The organism is Solirubrobacter pauli, assembly GCF_003633755.1.
Taxonomy (GTDB): Bacteria; Actinomycetota; Thermoleophilia; order Solirubrobacterales; family Solirubrobacteraceae; genus Solirubrobacter; species Solirubrobacter pauli.
Genome location: NZ_RBIL01000002.1, coordinates 71,890 through 89,455, shown reverse-complemented (window position 1 = coordinate 89,455; position 17,566 = coordinate 71,890). Strand labels below are relative to the sequence as shown.

Below are 17,566 nucleotides of genomic sequence, written 5' to 3'. Positions count from 1 at the left end.
GATGCAACCGCCCAGCGCAGGCGCACGGCCCCTACGACGCGGGTCAGTGCGTCGCGACCTCGATGAGCTCGACCCCGGAAGCGGCGTACTTGTCGGGGCCCCAGAGATTCTTTTTCTCTGCCGCCATCAGCCTGTAGTTCTCGAGGGCAGTGACGACGGCGACCGCCGACAGGCGCCTCAGCTCGTCAACCCAAGCTTCGACGCTAGTCGTCGTGCGAAGCGTCTCTTCAGTAAGCGGCCACAGGTGGTCGGCATGCAGCGCGTCGTTAGAGCCATTCTTCGGCGGCCCTGCGGGGCCGTACTCGTCGATGACTCTCTGGGCCTCCTTCGACCGCAACGGAAGCTTCAGCGCCCTATTGGTGTTACGGCGACGCAATTCGTGTCGAAGGATGCGAAGCGCGTCCGCTGGGGCGACCTCCTCGTCACGGACGCCACGCGCGAGCACGTGCGCGACCCGTGCGGCACGAAGCTCGCGGTCGTCAACGTTCAGGAGAGCCATACGCGCGATCCTGACATTGCCGTCGCTCCCGCGCAAAGCGGTAGTGCCGCCACGGGTTCGAGTGACCGTCCCTTCTCGCGCAAAGTGACAGTGCAGGCGGGGGAGCGAGACGATCTCGTGCCGCCCGAGAACGACCTTCTGAAGCCGAGACTCTCAGCCGCCGGGACAGTTACTGGACCCCTCGAACGGCGCGAGGTGTGGCTCGTCCGGCCGCCTCGCTACCGTCGATGAGGTGCCCCGACCGCAGTACTCGACAACTCGCGTTCTCAGTGCGGACGACGCGTTCCAACTGCTTGACGGTCCGGAGCGCTTCGCCTGGGAACTGGCCGAGCGGCACCCGCATAACCTGGTCACGGTCGGCAGCCCCCCGTTGCGACGGCCTCCGCAGATGAGCGCCACCGCTGTGGCGATCCACGCTGGCGCGAAGGAGGGAGACCACTGGGAGGTACGAGTCCGGCTACCTGGGCGCGAGCCGGGCGGCGCGTGGTGGCCTGATGAGGAGAACGCCCGTGCGGACTTCTTGCAGCGGCGGCAGCGCTACAGCGCAGATATCAGCGGAGACGAACAGATCCTGCGATTGGAACTTGTGGATTCCGCGGGAACGGTCGTTAGCGATGACGTCGTCCTCTCTGGCGAGTTAACGGCGCTCAGAACACCGTTCGACGCGACGCCCGTCTCGTCTCGCGGCGCCGCGGCACCGACGGCTTTCGTTTCGTGGGCTCATCGAGGAAGCGACTGGTCAACGACGCGCGCCGCGGACTGGGAGCGAACAATCGCCGAGTTCACCGGTCTCTTACGGACTTCGGGAGTCGACACTGACGTAGATCTCTTCCATCTGAACGATCCTGGCGTCAACTGGCAGACCTTCGGCACCGACCGCATTCAGCGATGCGATTTCATCCTGATCGCCGTCAGCGCTCCATACCGCGAACGATGGGACGGGACGAACGCCCCTACCGAAGGGGCGGGCGCCGCCCGTGAAGCACGAGCACTTCGCGGAATGTTCGACGAGAATCAAGCCGACTTCCAGCGACGCGTGAAGGTTGTCATCTTGCCCGGAGCTGGCATCGCTGATATTCCGCTGGAGCTCCGAGCTCTGCAGCACTTCGCCATTAGTAGCCTCGCCAACGCCGAGTCGCTCGAAGATCTGCTCCGAACCTTGACCGATCAGCCGGCGTACCCGATGCCGGCGCTGGGTCGCATCCCGGTGTTCCCGCCCCGCGCTTTGAAGGAACCGTCAAATGCGCCTACCGAGGTTCCTGTCAGGACCGTGCGCGAACAGCGGCTGCACGAAGCTGAAGAGCTGGATCGGCAGCTCGTCGATCTGAATATGGCCGAAACCGCCGAGACCGAAATGTCAGACCCCGCCGCATCGCATGCGGTTCAACCCGCTCGACAACGAGCGCTACTCGAGGGTCTGCTTCGTGCGACGCGCTCGCTTGAGGGTGAGGCCGACGACAAGTGGGCGATCGTCGACGGCCCCAACGAGCTTCAACCGTTGGCCGACCACCGGCGGTTTCGATGGGACCTTCGAAGGGGCGAGGCGAAACGGACGATCGTGGTCGAGTTGAGCGGGAGTGTCCTGGCAAGCGAACCGGCCTTCCTGCCTTCAATGATCGCTGACGCTGTCGAGAGCTATGGCCGCAGCGCCATCGAACAGAAGTGTCTCGACGCACGAGACGCAACGTCAATTCTGAAGGTCACGACGACAGGCCTGCAGCTCCTCTAGTCCACGTCTCCGGCTTGGGAATACGCCAATTGCCGCCGACGCTGAGAGAGGATCACCCGGCGTCGATAGGCCCACCCGGGTCTCGCGCAAGCGGTAGTGGCGCAGTGCCCCTAGCGCTTGACGACCGAGCGGCGTGCCACGATCGCCGTTATGAGCGATGCCAAGCGCGTCAGCCTGGGAATCGCGAGCGAGGAAAGCGTAGCCGTGGGGATTAGGCTGTCAATGCGCAACTACTTCTCGACCAACTTCCTCTGGACCGCCATGCACACGAGTCGACTCGTGGGCGAGTTCGAAGCGGCCGAGGGTGAACGTCCTCGGTTCGAGATGGCTCATCGCTCTCTCGCGGCCGCTTCCGTCATTGCATCAGGTGCTTTCCTGGAGGCGGCGGCAAGCGAGCTATTCCAAGACGCCCACGATGGTCACGGACTGCGCGAGGATGGCTATCTCTCGCCCCTCAGTCCTCCCACTGTCGCATCGATGGCGATGGTGTGGCGCGCGACGAAGAACGGGCGGAACACGGATCCGGTCGAGAAATGGCAATGGATGCTGGAGTGCGCCGGCCTCCCGCCGCTCGATCGCGGCGCCCAGCCGTTCCAGGATGCGGCGCTCCTTGTCCGAATTCGCAACGCGCTTGTGCATTTCAAGCCCGAGAACATCGCTGCCGACGAGGAGCACGAACTTGAGAAGAGGCTAAGAGGCAAGTTCCCCTCGAACCAACTGATGAACGGCTCCGGCAATCCTTGGTGGCCGGATCACGGGCTCGGGCACGGGTGCACCGAGTGCGCGATCCATTCAGCGCGGGCGCTTGCTGAGCGGGTGCTGGACGCGCTTGCCGTCACGCCCAACTACCGCCGCATCGAGGAGGCGGGCTGGAACGGCACTGTCCCATGAGCCCCATTCGAGCAGAGAAATAGTCCGGAACGCGCGTGCACTTTCGCCAACGACCCGTGCTCTGGGCAACCTTCGCGGCTTGCTTCCTAGAGTGTCCCGCCAGTCAGTCGTCGGCGTTATCTAGGTCCGAGTGGGCGGGGGAACCGCCCGTAGCTTCGATCCAGATCAACAGCACAGCCGCGAGGGCGACTAGCACGTCGATGGCTGTGTAGTACGCAGGCGGCAGTGCCGTGCCAGTGATCTCGCCTTCGAATTCCGTGGCCTTCGCGATGGCTTCGAGGAGGGCAACTAGCAATCCGATCTGTCGCGTCCACGGGAGGCGCGCTAGCCACCAGACGTGCTCTACGGGGGGTCCGAGCTCATTCTCTGCTGCTTGCAGTTCTTCGCTCAGGTCCATTTGAGCGGTGTCGTCCGTGGCGAAGCTGATGTCCGAGACAATCGTCGCTAGCTGCAGCGAAGGCATCGCGTCTCCAGCAAGCGCTGCGGCGAGTCCGGATGGGCCCGCAATCGAGCGCATGATCTGCTGGAGTCGCTGCTGCGTTTCGAAGATCTGGCCGACGTTGCCGCCTTCGAGCATCTCGCGGACTTTCCGCTGCTGTTCAAGCATGCGCCCGACGCTGCCGCCTTCGAGCATCTCGCGGACTTTCCGCTGTTGCTCGAGCATGCGCCCGACGCTGCCGCCTTCGAGCATCTCGCGGACTTTCCGCTGTTGCTCGAGCATGCGCCCGACGCTGCCGCCTTCGAGCATCTCGCCGACTCTCCGCTGTTGCTCGAGCATGCGCGTAACCGCGTTCAACTCGTCTCGCACACGGCGACCGTACATGACGCGTCCCATCGACGGGCCGTGTCTGGACGAGTCGCGAAGCCAAGGTGATCCGTGGCCTTCAGGCCCGTCGCCCATTCCTCTGGTCAGTAAGGACGCGCGGCATCTCCGTCATTGTCGGCGGCCCGCGGCACCCGCTACCGAAAACCAGCTGCGAGCATCGCTTCCTGAACGGCCGATGGGACGCGCTCCGTCAGGTCGCAGCGATCGAACAGCTCAGCGAGGTTCTGCCACAGCAGCCGGCGGAGTGCCAGCTCGTCCAGACCCCAGTTCTGCATCAGCGCCCGTTCAGTAGAACCGACTGCGGCGGGCTGCGTTGCGGTCGGGTCTGAACGCCGCGAGTACGGGAAGTCGGTCTCGGTAAGGACGCGTTCGGGAGGTAGCAGCGAGAGGACCTTGGGCCGCCTCACCTCGGCGCCGTTGATCGAGAAATAGCAGCCGAGTTCGACGGCCTCTCGTGTCTGCTTTTCGCTGCCGCGCCACCAATGGAGGATGGGCGCACGGATAGGGCGCTCACGAAGTGCGTTGAGCACGGGTCCTGACGCGGCGGCGCTGTGAATGGTGGTCGGCCGCGGTCGCGCAGCGACGACCTCAAGGATCTGTGTCAGCACGTGCCGCTGCGAGTCCATGCTTGCCTTGGACTTGCCGTCGAGACCGATCTCTCCGACGAAGCAGGCCCGCTCGACTGCCTCGCCGAAGGCGGCCTGATCGAAATCCGAGATTTCGACCGGAAGCCCCGGATGAACCCCGACGCCCCACACAGCGAGGCGATCAGTTCGTCGCAGGGCTGGGCCCCATTCCTTGCGTTCTCGGGTCACGGCCACGACGAACGCTTTGAGTCCTGCAATATCGCGCGCTGAGACTCCGGTCTGTATGTGAGCGTGTGCGTCGATTGGGGGGAGCAAAGTCATGACACCTGTACTGCGGCGAGCTCGAGGAGTCCTTCCCTGATCAGTTGAAGCGCACCGTCGAGGTCGGCGTCGTCGGCCAGGCCCAGGCCCAACACGTCGTCGTCGCCGAATCCGACGGCGAGTCGCTCTTGGAGCGCGCGATAGGCAGACAAGCGTTCGTCGCTTAGCCAGTGCGCACGAGCGCTCCCGCTGAGCGTCTCCTCTAGGTACACGGTCTGGTCCGGGATTCCGGCGGCGATGAACGCTCCCCGGCGGACGAGGCAGCCGAGACAGACCCCGCACTGAGCATCCGGCGCGTGGCCGCGCAGTCGCTGAGGCTTGCCGCATGAGTGAGTAGCGGAGAGGACCTCGGATGCGGTGGTCTTGTCGAGCGACTTCGTGGCCTCGGTGAAGACCTGGCCCTTCGTCATGTCAGCGAATCGGTTCACGACCGGCAAGTCGAGACCGACGTCTGCAAGGGTCTCCCGCAAGCCGGCGATGAACGACGGGTGCGTGGTGCGAGTCGACAGCGCGCCCAAGGACTGCGGCGACAGCGGCGGGTTGAGCGAGGTGAAACCGTTCTCGGCGATCCAGAGGTCCGTCTTGGTCACCGCGCCGACCGCGCCGCCGAATGCCATGAACAGGAGCGAACGAGTCCGGCGCGAGGTCTCGTTAGGGAACGCCACGCCCGAACCCACCTGAGTCCCGCGACGCGCGAACCGCCAGCGGATGTTCGCCGGACGTTGTCCGAGACGCTGTTCGTACGCCTCCAGGGCGTCGGTCTGCTGGCCGCCGATGTTGCGCCAATCGAAGTGTGAGACCAGCAGTGCCGCGAGCCCTTCGTCACGGGCGAGTAGGGCACCGCACATCGAGTCCGCGCCGCCGCTGAACAGCAGAGATACATCGGCCGGGTCGAGCGCGTTGATCGTACCCCGACGCGGCTCCCGACGACGGCGGAACGACAGCGTCCACTCGTCCCCGCTCAGAAGCCCAAGCACCGCTCCCAGACGCGCGCTGTGCGGCTCCCAGAGCACGGGCTCATGAACGGCGACCTCCACGTCGAGGCTGCGCCGAAGCATCCGCGGACGGAGGACGGTGCGATCCACGAAGAAGACGGTCGCGGCGAGCCGGACGAAGTCCGTGTAGAGGGGCGGCACATCGCCGATGCCCTCCAGACGCGGCCCAAGGGTTGTCTCGACCGAAGACACTTCGCCGTGCGGTCGCCAGAGCAAGTCCTCGGCGGCAAGGCGCGACAGCTTGTTGCCCGCCGCGGTGAGCAGCAGCCGGTGCATGTCAGGACCCCTTCATTAGGCGTCGCATCGAGCTCAGCGACGTCGAGATCGCAGAACGGATCTCCGTAGCGGTTGAAGAGGCGGCGACCTGCAACTGGCGGGCCTTGGCTACGAGCGCATTGCGCAGCTGCCGCTCGGTATCGGCCGACGCGGTAGCGGCCGTGGCTCCGTTGCGACGGGCTTCTGCCGTCTCGGTTGCCCAGACTTGCATGACGTACTCAACGACATAGAGCCGAACCGCGGCCGCCCCATCGAGCCCATCGTTGAGGACCTGCTTGAGCACACGGCCGTTCACGTGTCGCAGCTCGGTTTCCTCGATGCCTCCGTCAGCGCCGACGACGGCGTTGAGGATGGCATTCGCGCGCTTAAGGCTGGACATCGAGCGCAGCGCGTTCAGGTCGAGACCGAGGCTCTCCAGCGTCTGGGCGTCACCGCGCTGGTAGGCCAGCCCGGCGGCAAGGACTCCGCCGCCCGCCGCCGCTGCCCTAGCGCGAGATCGGGTGGGGCTCCGCCCCGTACCGCCGCTGCCAGAGCCGCCGCCACCGCGCGACGCACCGCCTGAGCCACCGCCCCCGTGTCCTCGCGAGCGTGCCGCCCGCGCCCAGGAGGGACCGGCCGGCAGCGGGCGAAAGCCGTTCCCGGTGGCTCCGGGACCAGGGATCGCCTCGGCGCCGTCGCCGAGAAAGGTCAACGCGTCGCTAAGTGCGGGCAGGAGTGTTTCGGCGTTGCCCGTCGACGGGTTGGAGGCGTGCCCGGCGGATTCGTTGCGGACCCTTCCCCAGGATCGGCCGCCCGAGCCACCCCACGCGTTCTGAGTTCCCATCAGCCTGTACCGGCGCTGAGCGCTTCTTCGGCGGCGTTCGCGGCGATGAGGTTCAGCCGGCCGGTGTCGTTCCAGGCGCGGATAACGCTGCGGATCGTTTCCGGGATGGTCTGCCCAGCGGTGAGGCTGATGACTAGAGCTGCCTCGACGCGCGACGCGTCGAGGCGCTGCAGACCGTCGGAGATCTCGGGGACGAGTTCTGCGTCTTCGATCAGCTCCGTCAGCGGCTCGCCGAGGCTATCCTGCGTTGACGGGTCGGTGCGGATCTGGTCGACGATTTCGCGGGCCATGATCCGGCGATCCTCCGGAGGCAGGTTGCGAAGCTTGTCCCGGCCTGTGGTCTTGTCCGGGGCCGAGCCGTAGGCGAGTTTCTCGACAAGCTCGGCGAGGTCCGCGCGCAGGTCGTTGCGCGGGCCAGACTGCCGACGCAGCGCTGCCGCGAGACGGAGGTAGGGACCGAGGTTCTCATCAGCGAGTTTGGGGGCCATCTTGCCCCACCACGTGAAGGCGCTGTGAGCGTCGGCGACGATCTCGCCGTCGTCAAGCTTGCGGAGGTTTTCGGTCAGCGTGCCAGCCTTGGACCAGTCGAACACCTGCACGAAGGCGTCGGGCTCCATGCGCTCCAGCACCATCAGCTTGGCGAGCGGGCGGGGCGCGAGCGCGGCGCCGCGTCGACCGGCGATGTCTGAGCGCACCCAGAATGCGTTGAGGAAACGTTTGAGGCGGCGAGGATTTCCGTCCAGCTTCTCGAACAGGACCGGCGCGAGTTCGCCAGCGAGGGCCAGGTCTTCCTGGCCCTCGGGTGGTACCGCGATCGCCGGCAGGCCCTTGAGGACCTCCGGTTCCCCCTGGCGCCGACGTTCGGCACAGTGCGACGCAATCGCCTTCAGCGGCTCCTCCACACCGTCGAAGTGCTGATCGAGCAGCATCATCGCCAGATACGCCTCGGTGTCACCAAGGCCCAGGGCCGGGACGGGTAGCGGCACCTGGATGATCTTCTCCAGATAGTCGGCCGCCATTCGCGCGCCCCGCTGGGTGGAGTCGAAGTGCCTAGCAATGGCTGCCTTGACCAACGCCTCGTCGGTGGCGATTACGAATGCCATCTTCTTGACTGACAAGAAGAGCTTGATCGCCTCCAGCGTCATCACCACCGTCGGTGGCAGGCAGCGGTCCAGGTCATCGACCAGCACCACCACGCGCTTGACACCGGCGAACTCGCCCATCAGCTCGGAAAACTCCTTGCGGAAGCCCTGAAGCGTCGGATCGGCAACCTTGCCGGCCTCGCCGAAGATCTCTACGACCTTGTCCGGGCTGGGCAACGTGAAGGTGACGGCCGACTTGCTCGCAAGCGCGATCGCCTTCGACCACTTGATGCGCTCGGCGAGTTTCTCGAACTTCTCCTTGCTCTTTGTCCAGAAGCCCTTGTCCGCTTCGGCCCTGGCGCGGACTACTTCGAGCACCTCGGTGATGAGGGTCGCGCGAGCGTCGAGCGTCGGGTCGTACTCCCACGGGCGTGTGTACACAACAAGCGTGTCCGGCTGATCTTTCAACTGCTCGTTGAGGATCTCCAAGACCGTCGTCTTCCCCGAGCCCCAGTCGCCAAAGACGCCGACTGCGACAGGGTCAAGACGTTCACGCGCAATCGCTTCGAGCACCGGCGCGGCGATGTCCTCGAAGCCGAGCAGGTCGAGTGGGGTGGGGTTGTCCGGCCAGAGCCGAAGGAAGTTGGGCATACCGCTCATGCTCTAAGTAGAAGGGGTCTGTAATGGTGAAGAAGAGGTCGGACGGCACACTTGACGTACCACCACTGGTTCGAACCGCAGGTATTCCCGCGTCGGCCGAGTGCGTGTCCGTCTACGGCGCTGTCGCCGACGGCTGGCCCGGTGCGACCATGGCCGATGCCTGTACGGTCACGCTCGTGGACCGCGACTACACGCTCTTCATCGAGCGCGAGGACGACGAGCTTCTCGTACTCGACGGGCTCGCACTCGTGCAAGGGTTCCTCGCAGGTGACCCCAGCGCCCGCCCTGGCGGCTACAACGACCAGGCCGGCTTGGGAGACCGCGAGGCGATCTCTCTGGCTGATGTCCGGCTCGTGAACTCGACAATGCGCGCCCGGGCTGAGCACGCCCGCTGGGCGCCGATCATCGCCGCCGACCAACGATGGCTTAGTCGCATCCCCGATGAACTCGACCTCATCGAGACCGATGACGACGCGTGGGCGACGGCCCGCGGCGACCAGCTCGTCAATGAGGCAATCGCTCGCTGCATCGTCCCCTACATCGCGTTGGCGCGCTCTACCAAGGTTCTACACCTCAAGCGGCCGCGGGCGTTCCCAGTCCTCGACGAGCTCGCGATTCAGATGATGGGTTTGCCGGTGCCCGACAAGCGTCAGGCGCGGATACGCGTGGCGCAGCGTGCGGCCGCCGCACTTCGCCGCGAAGGCCGGCGCAACATCCATGCCCTGCGCCACATCCAGGACGCAACCGCGAGCGAGCGTACTAGGCTGACGCTAATCAGGCTGCTGGACATCGCGCTGTGGTTCGCGCATCCGGCCGCCAGCGCCGATGGCACGCTTCGTGAAATCACGGTCACCATCCGCGGTCGCGGCTAGGCACGCACCAGCGCGGTTGCAGAAGGCGCCCTGGAAATGCGTCTGTGCCGCCATCCCGTGTCGAGACTTGACAACGCAGTTGCTGCGCGCCACCGCAGGGGGTTGGGCGCTAGTCCCAAGCACACGTCCGAGTACAAGTGATTAAGTCGTAGGACCGTCGTCTGGGCAGGACGACACCCGACGAATACGGGGAGGCTCGCGCACAGGCTCAGCCGCTCGATGTCGCGTGCAACGTCGGACGGAACCGCTCTCGGGTTTCCTCGCTAGCGCTTTCGCGTGAGTGCGGAAGACGACTCGATGAGCTTCGACGAAGGTGTCGTCAGTTAGTTCACGGCGGTGTTCGCGCTTCGGCGTTGGTTCGCCCCTGCCAGCTTGGGTCTATGCCAAGCGGTTCGCGCCCGAGAGCACCGAAGGGCCAGAGATGTCAGGGAAGACCGCCCGAGGGCGCGGTCCCACGGGAACGCCGCGGCGATCAAGCGGGAGGGCTGACTTGATCTCTGGGAAGCCAAGGAGACAAAAGGCCACGGCCACCCACCGGCGGCCTCCCTCAGCACGCGCCGGCAAAGAGAAGCCGCAGCACTAAGCCAGACCGGTTCCTGGGCGGCACGCGGCGGTACCTCCCGGCACACTTAAGAGCCCCGCGACGCACCCAGACCGAAGCGCGAGTTCAGGGGCGAGTGCAGGGAGGTGCCGACGCGGGCCGCCTACCAACGGCGACTCGTCGCCCCGTCGCCGTGATCAACGCGCAGTGACGCGCTCCGCGAACTCGGCGACTCGACCGATCGTCTCCGCCTGGTCCGTCTCGTTGAAGACCTCGTGCCGGGCGCCGTCGATGATCACGGTCTCGCTCTCCGGGCCCGCGAGGCGTTCGACGACCGGCCGGGCGAGGGTCACCGGCACGAGTTGGTCGTCGCCGCCGTGGACGTAGAGCAGGGGCAGCGCGCCGAAGGCGGGGCCGGCGGCGATCGCCTCGTCGGCGGCGATGAAGGCCCGCAGCGTCGGGACCTTCCAGCCTCCGTGGTAGACGAGGGGGTCGGCGGCGTAGGCCTCGCCGACGGCGGGTTCGCGGGAGAGCACGGCGCCGTCGATCGGGTCCGAAGGCGGGTCCGCGAGCCAGCCCTCGAACACCGGGGCGAGGCCGACGGCGGGGCCGCTGAGCACGAGGCCGGCGAGCTCGTCGCCGTGGCGCTGGGCGTAGCGGGCGGCGATCAGGCCGCCCATGGAGTGGCCGACCATCACGACCGGAAGGTCACCGCGGGCGTCGGCCACGACGGCGTGGAGGTCGTCGACGACCGGCTCGAAGTCCTCCACCAGCGCGGGCTCGCCGTCTGACCGGCCGTGGCCTACGTGGTCGGGGCCGACGACCGAGGAGCCGCGCGCGTTCAGCGCCGCCGCGACGTGCTCGTAGCGTCCGATGTGCTCGCCGTAGCCGTGCACGAGCACCACCAGGCGCTCAGGATCCTTAATCGGCCACGAGCGGACCTGGACCCGCCCGACCTGCTTGCTCTCTCCGCTCATGGGGCGCGATCCTACGCTGGACGTGATGGACCTCGTCACGCTCGCAGGCGGCACGTTCCTGATGGGGAGCGAGGCGCCGTACGCGTGGCCCGAGGACGGTGAGGGTCCGGTGCGCAGCGTCACGCTCGCGCCGTTCGCGATCTCCCCCACCGCGGTCACGAACGCGGAGTTCGCGCGGTTCATCGCCGCCACGGGCCACGTGACCGAGGCTCAGCGGTACGGCTGGTCGTTCGTCTTCCACCTGCACGTCAAAGACACCGCCGGGCTGCAGCGAGCTGTCGCCGCGCCCTGGTGGGTGGCCGTGAACGGCGCCACCTGGGACCATCCCGAGGGTCCCAAGACCGGCTACGAGAACCGCAAGGACCATCCGGTAGTCCATGTCGCCCACACGGACGCGCTCGCGTACGCGGAGTGGTCGGGCACGCGCCTACCGACCGAAGCCGAGTGGGAGCTCGCCGCCCGCGGCGGCCTGGTGCAGAAGCGGTACCCGTGGGGCGACGAGCTCGTCGAGCCGTGGCCGTGCAACATCTGGCAGGGCACGTTCCCCGACGAGGACACGGGCGAGGACGGCTACCGCGGCACCGCGCCGGTCGACGCGTATGCGCCCAACGCCTTCGGGCTGCACAACATGGTCGGCAACGTGTGGGAGTGGACGGCGGCGCCGGTCACGCGCGGCGGCTCGTACCTCTGCCACGACTCCTATTGCAACCGCTATCGGGTGAGCGCGCGCAACGCGCTGCACCCGGCGAGCTCGGCCGGCAACGTCGGCTTCCGCGTCGCCCGCTGACTCGGGCGCGCCAGGTCGGCCTCCGCGTCAGTGGCCTGACGTTCGTCGGTGTATGACAAACCCGGGTTTCCGGGAAGCACCGGTTCAGGGTGCGAGCGGCCCGCACGGCGGCTCGCCCTCGACGCAGCACGCTTGCGGTACCGGCCGGCCGGCGACGGCCCGCCGGGGACGAAGCGCCCCCTCCAGTCCCATCCGTCCCAGGAGCTTCGAATGCCGTACGCCGATGAGCGCCGTGACCTTCCGTCGCGTTCCACGCCGCAGATCGAGGCCGTCCGCCGCGTGCTCGGCCGCTACCGGCGCGCGACGGTCACGCCGGCTCCGAGCCGCGTGAGCGCGGTCGCCGCGACGCCCCGCACCCCCGCGGGCACGCCGCCGCGCGCGGGCTAGCGGTCGGCCTCCACCTGCCGCTTGGCGAGCTCCAGCAGCGCGCTCGCCGCCGCGCCGAGCCGGCGCGTGGCGGGCTCGGCGATGAACGTCTCGAAGATCGGTGCGTGGTGGCGGATCGGCACGAGCGCGATGCCGTCCGGCTCGCGCACGAACGACGGGGCGAGGAACGCCACCGCGACGCCGTGCCGGACGAAGTCGATCACCGTCCGCGTGTCGTTGATCTCCAGCGTGACGCGGCGCTCCAGGCCCGCTGCGGCGAACGCGCGGTCGGCGGCGACCCGCGTGCCCCACTTGGGCGGGCCGTCCGCGAACGTCTCCTCGGCCAGCGTCGCGAAGTCGACGTCCGCCCGGTCGGCCAACCGGTGCCCGGTGTGGACGCCGAGCAGCATCACCTCGCGCCGGATCGGCGTCAGCTCGAGGCCGCTGGCACGGCGACCCGATAGAGCGAGAACGGCGAAGTCCAGCCGCCCTTCGCGGACGGCGTCCGCCATCTCCGCCGAGAAGCCCTGGCGGACGTCGAACTCCACCTCCGGGTGCTCGACGCGGAACGTGGCCAGGAGCCGGGCGAGGCTGAAGCCCGACAACGCGTCCGCCTGGATGACCCCGACACGGACGGTCCCGCGCAGACCGCCGCGCACCAGCTCGACCGCCTGCTGCGCCGCGCTGGCGGCGGCGAGCGTCGCGCGCGCCTCCGGCAGCAGCGCGCGGCCCGCGTCGGTGAGCGCCACCTGGTGCGTCGAGCGGTCGAAGAGCGTCGCGCCCAGCTCGCGCTCGAGCGTGCGCACACCCGCCGAGACCGCCGACTGGACGACGTGCAGCCGGACGGAGGCGCGCGTGAAGCTGCCCTCCTCGGCGACCGCGACGAACGTGGCGAGATGGCGCAGCTCCATGCCCGTGGTTATCGCAGATCGCGATAGGCGCTAGCAACAATCTGCGTTGAACGCGATGGTTGCGCAGGTCACCATGTCGTGCATGACCTTGTTCCCGCACACGTCGCAGGCCGCGCCCCGCCGGCACGGCTTCGGGCTGTGGGCGGTCGCGTTCGCTTTCCTCGCCGTCCTCGCCTTCTCGACGGTGCCCACGCCCCTGTACGCGATCTACCAAGCCCGCGACGGCTTCTCGACCTTCGTGATCACCGTGATCTTCGCCGCGTACGCGGTCGGCGTCGTCCTCGCGCTGTTCTTCGCCGGCCATCTGTCCGACCAGGTCGGCCGCCGCCGCTCGCTCATCGCGGCGCTGCTGCTGGCCGTGGTCAGCGCCATCGTCTTCCTCGTCTCGCGCGACCTCGTCGGGCTCCTGATCGGCCGCGTCCTCAGCGGCCTGTCGGTCGGCGTCGTCACCGCGACGGCCACCGCCTTCCTCGCCGAGCTGCACCTCGGTGAGCGTCCGGGCAGCTCTCCGCGCCGCGCGCAGGTACTCGCCACCACCGCGAACCTCGGCGGCCTCGGGCTCGGTCCGATCGCCGCGGGCGCGCTCGCGCAGTGGGTGGGCGCGCCGCTCACCGTGTCGTACGCGATCTTCGGCGGCCTGCTGGTCGTGGCGATCGTGCTCGTCGCCCTGGCGCCGGAGACCGTCACCCGCCCGGCGCAGCGCCCGCCGTACCGGCCACAGCGCGTCGCCGTGCCCGCCCACGCGCGCAGCACGTTCTTCGCCGCCGCGGCCGGCGCGTTCGTCTCCTTCGCGGCGTTCGGCCTCTTCACGTCGCTCGCCCCGTCGTTCATCGCCGGCACGCTCGGCCACCACTCGCACGCGCTGGCCGGCGTGCCCGCCATCACCGGCTTCGGCGCCGCGATCCTCGCGCAGACCGCCGCCGGCTCGTGGGATGTCCGCCGCCTCGCCGGCACCGGCACGGCCGGGCTCTCGGCCGGCCTGGCGCTGCTCGTCACCGCGCTGTTCGCCCTCAGCCTCCCGCTCTTCCTCCTCGGCGGCGTGATCACCGGCGCGGGCGCCGGGCTGCTGTTCAAGGGCGGGATCGTCCGCGCCTCGGCGCTCGCCGCGGCGTCCGAGAACCGCGCGGAGGTCCTCGCCGGGTTCTTCCTCTCCGGCTACCTCGGGCTGTCGGTCCCCGTCCTCGGCCTCGGCGTCGCGACGCAGTTCGTCGAGCCGAAGGTGGCGCTGCTGGCCTTCGCGGCGCTGCTGCTGGCGGGCGCGATCGTCTCCTCCTGGCCGCGTCGCAAGGCCGCGGTCCCCGTGCCCGCGTAGCCGGTCGCACCTTCGAACCTCGCCTCCCTGCGCACGAACCTGCCAATCGCGCAGGTTCGTGCGCGAACGTGCCGATGAGAGCGGTGTATGTCGCACCCCGTCTCGTCCGCTGTCGGAGGCGGACGTGCCCTTGAGCGCTCTCCCTGGTTCTGGCTGGCCCTGTGCGGGGCGTGGCTGGTCGCCGTGTTCGGCGTCGACGTCGTGCTCGACCAACCCGGCCGCCCGCCGGTCGTGCTCGTCGGCCTGCTGGTCGGCGCGCCGCTGCTCGCCAGCATCCGCCTCGACGCCCGCCGCACCGCGCTCGTCGCCCTGCTCACGGTCGTCGCCGCCGCCGTCCTCTGGCGGGTCAACGACATGCCGGTCGGCGGCGACTCCGCCGCCCGGCTCTCGGCGCTCGTGTGCGGCTCGGGCTTCGGCATCCTCGCCGCGCGCCGGCGCGAGCAGCTCCAGGCGCTGTCCGAGGCGCGCCGGCTGGACGCCGTCCGCGCCGGGTTCATGGCCGAGGCCACATCGCTGCTCGTCTCCTCGCTGGACTACGAGGCCACGCTCGCCCAGATCGCCCGCAACGCGGTGCCGACGCTGGTCGACCGCTGCGCGATCGACCTCGAGGACGCGACGGTCGAGCACGACCCCGGCTCGGCGATCGTGGTGCCGATCGTCTGGCAGGACCGCCGCATCGGCACGATCACGCTCGCCAACCGGCCCGGCTCACGTGCGCTGACCGACGCCGACCACACGCTGGCGGTCGACCTCGCCGCACGCGCCGCCCGGGCGATCGAGCACGCGCGCATCAACGCCGAGCGCGACCACATCGCCCGCACGCTGCAGGCCTCGCTGCTCCCGCCCGCGCTCCCCGAGGCCCCCGCGCTGGAGCTCGCCGCGCGCTACCGCCCCGCGCGTGGCGGCGCCGACGTCGGCGGCGACTTCTACGACTGCTTCCCACTCGGCGACGGCGAGTGGGTCGCGCTCGTCGGCGACGTGCAGGGCAAGGGCGTCGAGGCCGCGACCGTCACGAGCCTGATCCACCACAGCCTGCGCACCATCGCGATGCAGGAGCACTCCCCCGCCGGCATGCTCGCGCGCCTGAACGAGGCGGTGCTGCGCCGCCGTGAGGGGTGCCGCAACCGCTTCTGCACGCTCGCGCTGGTGAAGCTGAAGGAGCGCGCGGACGGCGGGTTGGACGCGTGCGTCGCGCTCGGTGGGCACCCGCAGCCGCTCGTACGCCGCGTCGACGGTGCCGTCGAGCCGGTCGGCGTCCACGGCACCCTGATCGGCGCGATCCCTGACGTCCGGCTCCACGACGCCCACTTCGTCCTCGCACCCGGGGACACGCTGCTGCTGTTCTCCGACGGCGTCACCGAGGCGCGGCTCGCCGACGACATGCTCGGAGAGGCCGGGCTCGCGAAGCTGCTGGCCGGTGCCGGCGGCGGCACCGCCGAGCAGACGTGCACGGTCGTCGACCTCGCGGTCCGCGCGTATCCACCCGGTGACGATGTGGCGCTGCTGGCCGTGCGGGCGCGGGTAGAGTCCGGCGCATGGCGTTCACCGAAGGCAGCGAGCGGACCGAGGAGTTCCGCGTCGAAGGCGACCTCCTGACCGACGTCGACGGCACGTTGCCGATGCCCGTGCTGTCGACGCCCGGGATGATCTCGATGATGGAGTGGGCCGCGTCCAACCTGGTGCGCGACGACCTGCCGCCCGGGATGGCGACGGTCGGCTTCGAGGTGGCGGTCAAGCACGTCGGCGGCGCGCTCGAGGGCGCGGAGTGCACAGCGACCGCGCGCCTGCGCGAGGTCATCGACGGGCGCAAGCTCCGCTTCGACGTCGAGGTCAAGGAAGGCGCGCGGACGATCGGCGTCGGCACGCACGAGCGCCGCATGATCTCCGTCGCGCCCGAGGTATGAGCGTCCGCCTGCTGCTGGTCGGCGGCGGCCGCATGGGCGAGGCGCTGCTCGGCGGGATGCTCGCCGCCGGGCGCGAGCCGTCCGAGCTCGCGGTCGCCGAGGTGTCCGGGGCGCGCCGCACCGAGCTCGCCGACAGATACCCGGGCGTGCAGGTCGTCGCGTCGCCGGTCGCCGCCGAGGGCGTCGTGCTCGCCACCAAGCCGGACGGGATCGCCGCCGCGGTCACCGCGAGCGTCCAGGCCGGCGCGAGCCGGTTGCTGTCCGTGGCCGCGGGCATCACGTGCGCGGCGATGGAGGCGGCCGCGGGCGGAAGCACGGCGGTCGTGCGCGCGATGCCGAACACGCCGGCGCTCGTCGGCGCGGGCGTGACCGCGATCGCCCCCGGCTCCACGGCGGGCGAGGAGGACCTCGCGTGGGCCGAGGAGATCCTGTCCGCGGTCGGCGTCGTGGTGCGTGTGAAGGAGACCCAGCTCGACGCGGTCACCGGCGTGTCCGGCTCCGGGCCCGCCTACGTCTTCCTCGTCGCCGAGGCGCTGTCGGACGCGGGCGTGCTCGCCGGCCTCACCCGCGACCTCGCGAACACGCTGGCGTTCCAGACCCTGCTCGGCTCGTCCCAGCTGCTCGTCCAGAGCGCCGACGGCCCGGCCGAGCTGCGCGCCGCGGTCACCTCACCCGGCGGCACGACCGCGGCCGGCACGCGGGAGCTCGAACGGGCCGGTGTCCGCTCGGCCTTCCTCGAGGCGGTCATGGCCGCCACCGAACGGGCGCGGGAGCTGGGGTCCGCCTGATATCTCTGGCGCCATGGCCGAACTGACCGATGCAGGCGTGAGCGAGCTGCTCGCCAAGCCCAACCATGCCGTCCTCTCGACGCTCAACAAGGACGGCTCCGTCCACAGCGCCGTCGTGTGGGTGAACGTCGAGGACGACAAGGTCGCCTTCAACGGTGCTCTCGGCCGTGTGTGGCCGGCGAACATCGAACGTGACGCGCGCGTGACCCTGGTCGTCATCAACCAGGAGAACCCGTACGAGTACGCGGAGATCAAGGGCACCGCGTCCGCGGTCGACGGCGGCGACGGCCACATCGACCGGCTCGCGCAGAAGTACATCAACCAGGAGAAGTACCCGTGGCGTGGTGAGGGCGAGGTGCGCCAGAAGTTCGAGGTCACCGCCGCGCGCGTGCGCTACGCCAAGGCGTAGCTCCACCCGC

At 69.0% G+C, this 17,566-nt stretch carries 18 protein-coding genes; 10 read left to right on the top strand and 8 right to left on the bottom strand.

The genetic code is table 11. The features are described from left to right. Window positions 1-43: 43 nt before the first annotated feature. On the bottom strand, window positions 44-499 hold the full coding sequence (locus C8N24_RS20160) for a hypothetical protein (protein ID WP_121253491.1): 456 nt from the start codon (window positions 497-499) through the stop codon (window positions 44-46). 232 nt (window positions 500-731) lie between these two features. Between C8N24_RS20160 and C8N24_RS33395 the strand changes: the two genes are divergently transcribed. Both C8N24_RS33395 and C8N24_RS20150 read left to right on the top strand, forming a co-directional pair. Further along, window positions 732-2,228, top strand: coding sequence for a hypothetical protein (locus tag C8N24_RS33395; RefSeq protein WP_147447907.1), 1,497 nt, complete (start codon window positions 732-734; stop codon window positions 2,226-2,228). Window positions 2,229-2,378: 150 nt separating this feature from the next. Next, window positions 2,379-3,119, top strand: a complete 741-nt coding sequence (locus C8N24_RS20150; protein WP_121253487.1) for a hypothetical protein — start codon at window positions 2,379-2,381, stop codon at window positions 3,117-3,119. A gap of 103 nt (window positions 3,120-3,222) precedes the next feature. Here the strand turns inward: C8N24_RS20150 and C8N24_RS20145 are convergent, their stop codons facing one another. The 5 genes from C8N24_RS20145 to C8N24_RS20130 form a co-directional block, all read right to left on the bottom strand. Then, complete coding sequence (locus C8N24_RS20145) at window positions 3,223-3,927, bottom strand: hypothetical protein (RefSeq protein WP_147447906.1); 705 nt, start codon at window positions 3,925-3,927, stop codon at window positions 3,223-3,225. A 152-nt stretch (window positions 3,928-4,079) separates the two neighbouring features. Continuing rightward, a complete protein-coding gene (locus tag C8N24_RS20140) occupies window positions 4,080-4,853 on the bottom strand; it encodes a TatD family hydrolase (protein ID WP_170179255.1) in 774 nt (257 codons plus the stop codon). Further along, complete coding sequence (locus C8N24_RS34130) at window positions 4,850-6,124, bottom strand: hypothetical protein (protein ID WP_170179254.1); 1,275 nt, start codon at window positions 6,122-6,124, stop codon at window positions 4,850-4,852. Before C8N24_RS34130 ends, C8N24_RS20140 begins: the two co-directional genes overlap by 4 nt. Window position 6,125: 1 nt before the next feature. Beyond that, a complete protein-coding gene (locus tag C8N24_RS20135) occupies window positions 6,126-6,503 on the bottom strand; it encodes a hypothetical protein (protein ID WP_121253483.1) in 378 nt (125 codons plus the stop codon). Window positions 6,504-6,946: 443 nt separating this feature from the next. After that, window positions 6,947-8,680, bottom strand: a complete 1,734-nt coding sequence (locus tag C8N24_RS20130) for a KAP family P-loop NTPase fold protein (RefSeq protein ID WP_170179253.1) — start codon at window positions 8,678-8,680, stop codon at window positions 6,947-6,949. A 185-nt stretch (window positions 8,681-8,865) separates the two neighbouring features. Here C8N24_RS20130 and C8N24_RS20125 point away from each other — a divergent pair, with 185 nt between their 5' ends. After that, the gene (locus C8N24_RS20125; protein WP_170179252.1) at window positions 8,866-9,561 is read left to right on the top strand and encodes a DUF6308 family protein; all 696 of its coding nucleotides are present in this window, start codon (window positions 8,866-8,868) and stop codon (window positions 9,559-9,561) included. A gap of 738 nt (window positions 9,562-10,299) precedes the next feature. Here C8N24_RS20125 and C8N24_RS20120 read toward each other — a convergent pair. Next, entirely contained in the window at window positions 10,300-11,079 is a 780-nt protein-coding gene (locus C8N24_RS20120) for an alpha/beta hydrolase (RefSeq protein ID WP_121253477.1), read from the bottom strand. On the opposite strand from C8N24_RS20120, the gene C8N24_RS20115 reads away from it, so the two are divergent. Both C8N24_RS20115 and C8N24_RS34125 read left to right on the top strand, forming a co-directional pair. After that, the gene (locus C8N24_RS20115; protein WP_121253475.1) at window positions 11,078-11,866 is read left to right on the top strand and encodes a formylglycine-generating enzyme family protein; all 789 of its coding nucleotides are present in this window, start codon (window positions 11,078-11,080) and stop codon (window positions 11,864-11,866) included. The two genes, C8N24_RS20120 and C8N24_RS20115, sit on opposite strands and share 2 nt — an antisense overlap. Window positions 11,867-12,076: 210 nt before the next feature. After that, window positions 12,077-12,253, top strand: a complete 177-nt coding sequence (locus C8N24_RS34125; protein ID WP_170179251.1) for a hypothetical protein — start codon at window positions 12,077-12,079, stop codon at window positions 12,251-12,253. Here C8N24_RS34125 and C8N24_RS20110 read toward each other — a convergent pair. Continuing rightward, window positions 12,250-13,143, bottom strand: a complete 894-nt coding sequence (locus tag C8N24_RS20110; protein WP_121253473.1) for a LysR family transcriptional regulator — start codon at window positions 13,141-13,143, stop codon at window positions 12,250-12,252. The genes C8N24_RS34125 and C8N24_RS20110 overlap by 4 nt on opposite strands. A gap of 82 nt (window positions 13,144-13,225) precedes the next feature. Here C8N24_RS20110 and C8N24_RS20105 point away from each other — a divergent pair, with 82 nt between their 5' ends. The 5 genes from C8N24_RS20105 (at window position 13,226) to C8N24_RS20085 (ending at window position 17,556) form a co-directional block, all read left to right on the top strand. Further along, complete coding sequence (locus C8N24_RS20105) at window positions 13,226-14,455, top strand: MFS transporter (RefSeq protein ID WP_211340067.1); 1,230 nt, start codon at window positions 13,226-13,228, stop codon at window positions 14,453-14,455. Between the two features lie 87 nt (window positions 14,456-14,542). Continuing rightward, on the top strand, window positions 14,543-16,051 hold the full coding sequence (locus C8N24_RS20100) for a PP2C family protein-serine/threonine phosphatase (RefSeq protein WP_121253471.1): 1,509 nt from the start codon (window positions 14,543-14,545) through the stop codon (window positions 16,049-16,051). Then, on the top strand, window positions 15,991-16,359 hold the full coding sequence (locus C8N24_RS20095; protein ID WP_121253469.1) for a thioesterase family protein: 369 nt from the start codon (window positions 15,991-15,993) through the stop codon (window positions 16,357-16,359). Before C8N24_RS20100 ends, C8N24_RS20095 begins: the two co-directional genes overlap by 61 nt. Next, window positions 16,356-17,147, top strand: a complete 792-nt coding sequence (gene proC / locus C8N24_RS20090; RefSeq protein WP_121253467.1) for a pyrroline-5-carboxylate reductase — start codon at window positions 16,356-16,358, stop codon at window positions 17,145-17,147. The genes C8N24_RS20095 and proC overlap by 4 nt, the downstream gene beginning before the upstream one ends. Before the next feature lie 13 nt (window positions 17,148-17,160). Further along, on the top strand, window positions 17,161-17,556 hold the full coding sequence (locus C8N24_RS20085) for a PPOX class F420-dependent oxidoreductase (RefSeq protein ID WP_121253465.1): 396 nt from the start codon (window positions 17,161-17,163) through the stop codon (window positions 17,554-17,556). Window positions 17,557-17,566: the final 10 nt, after the last annotated feature.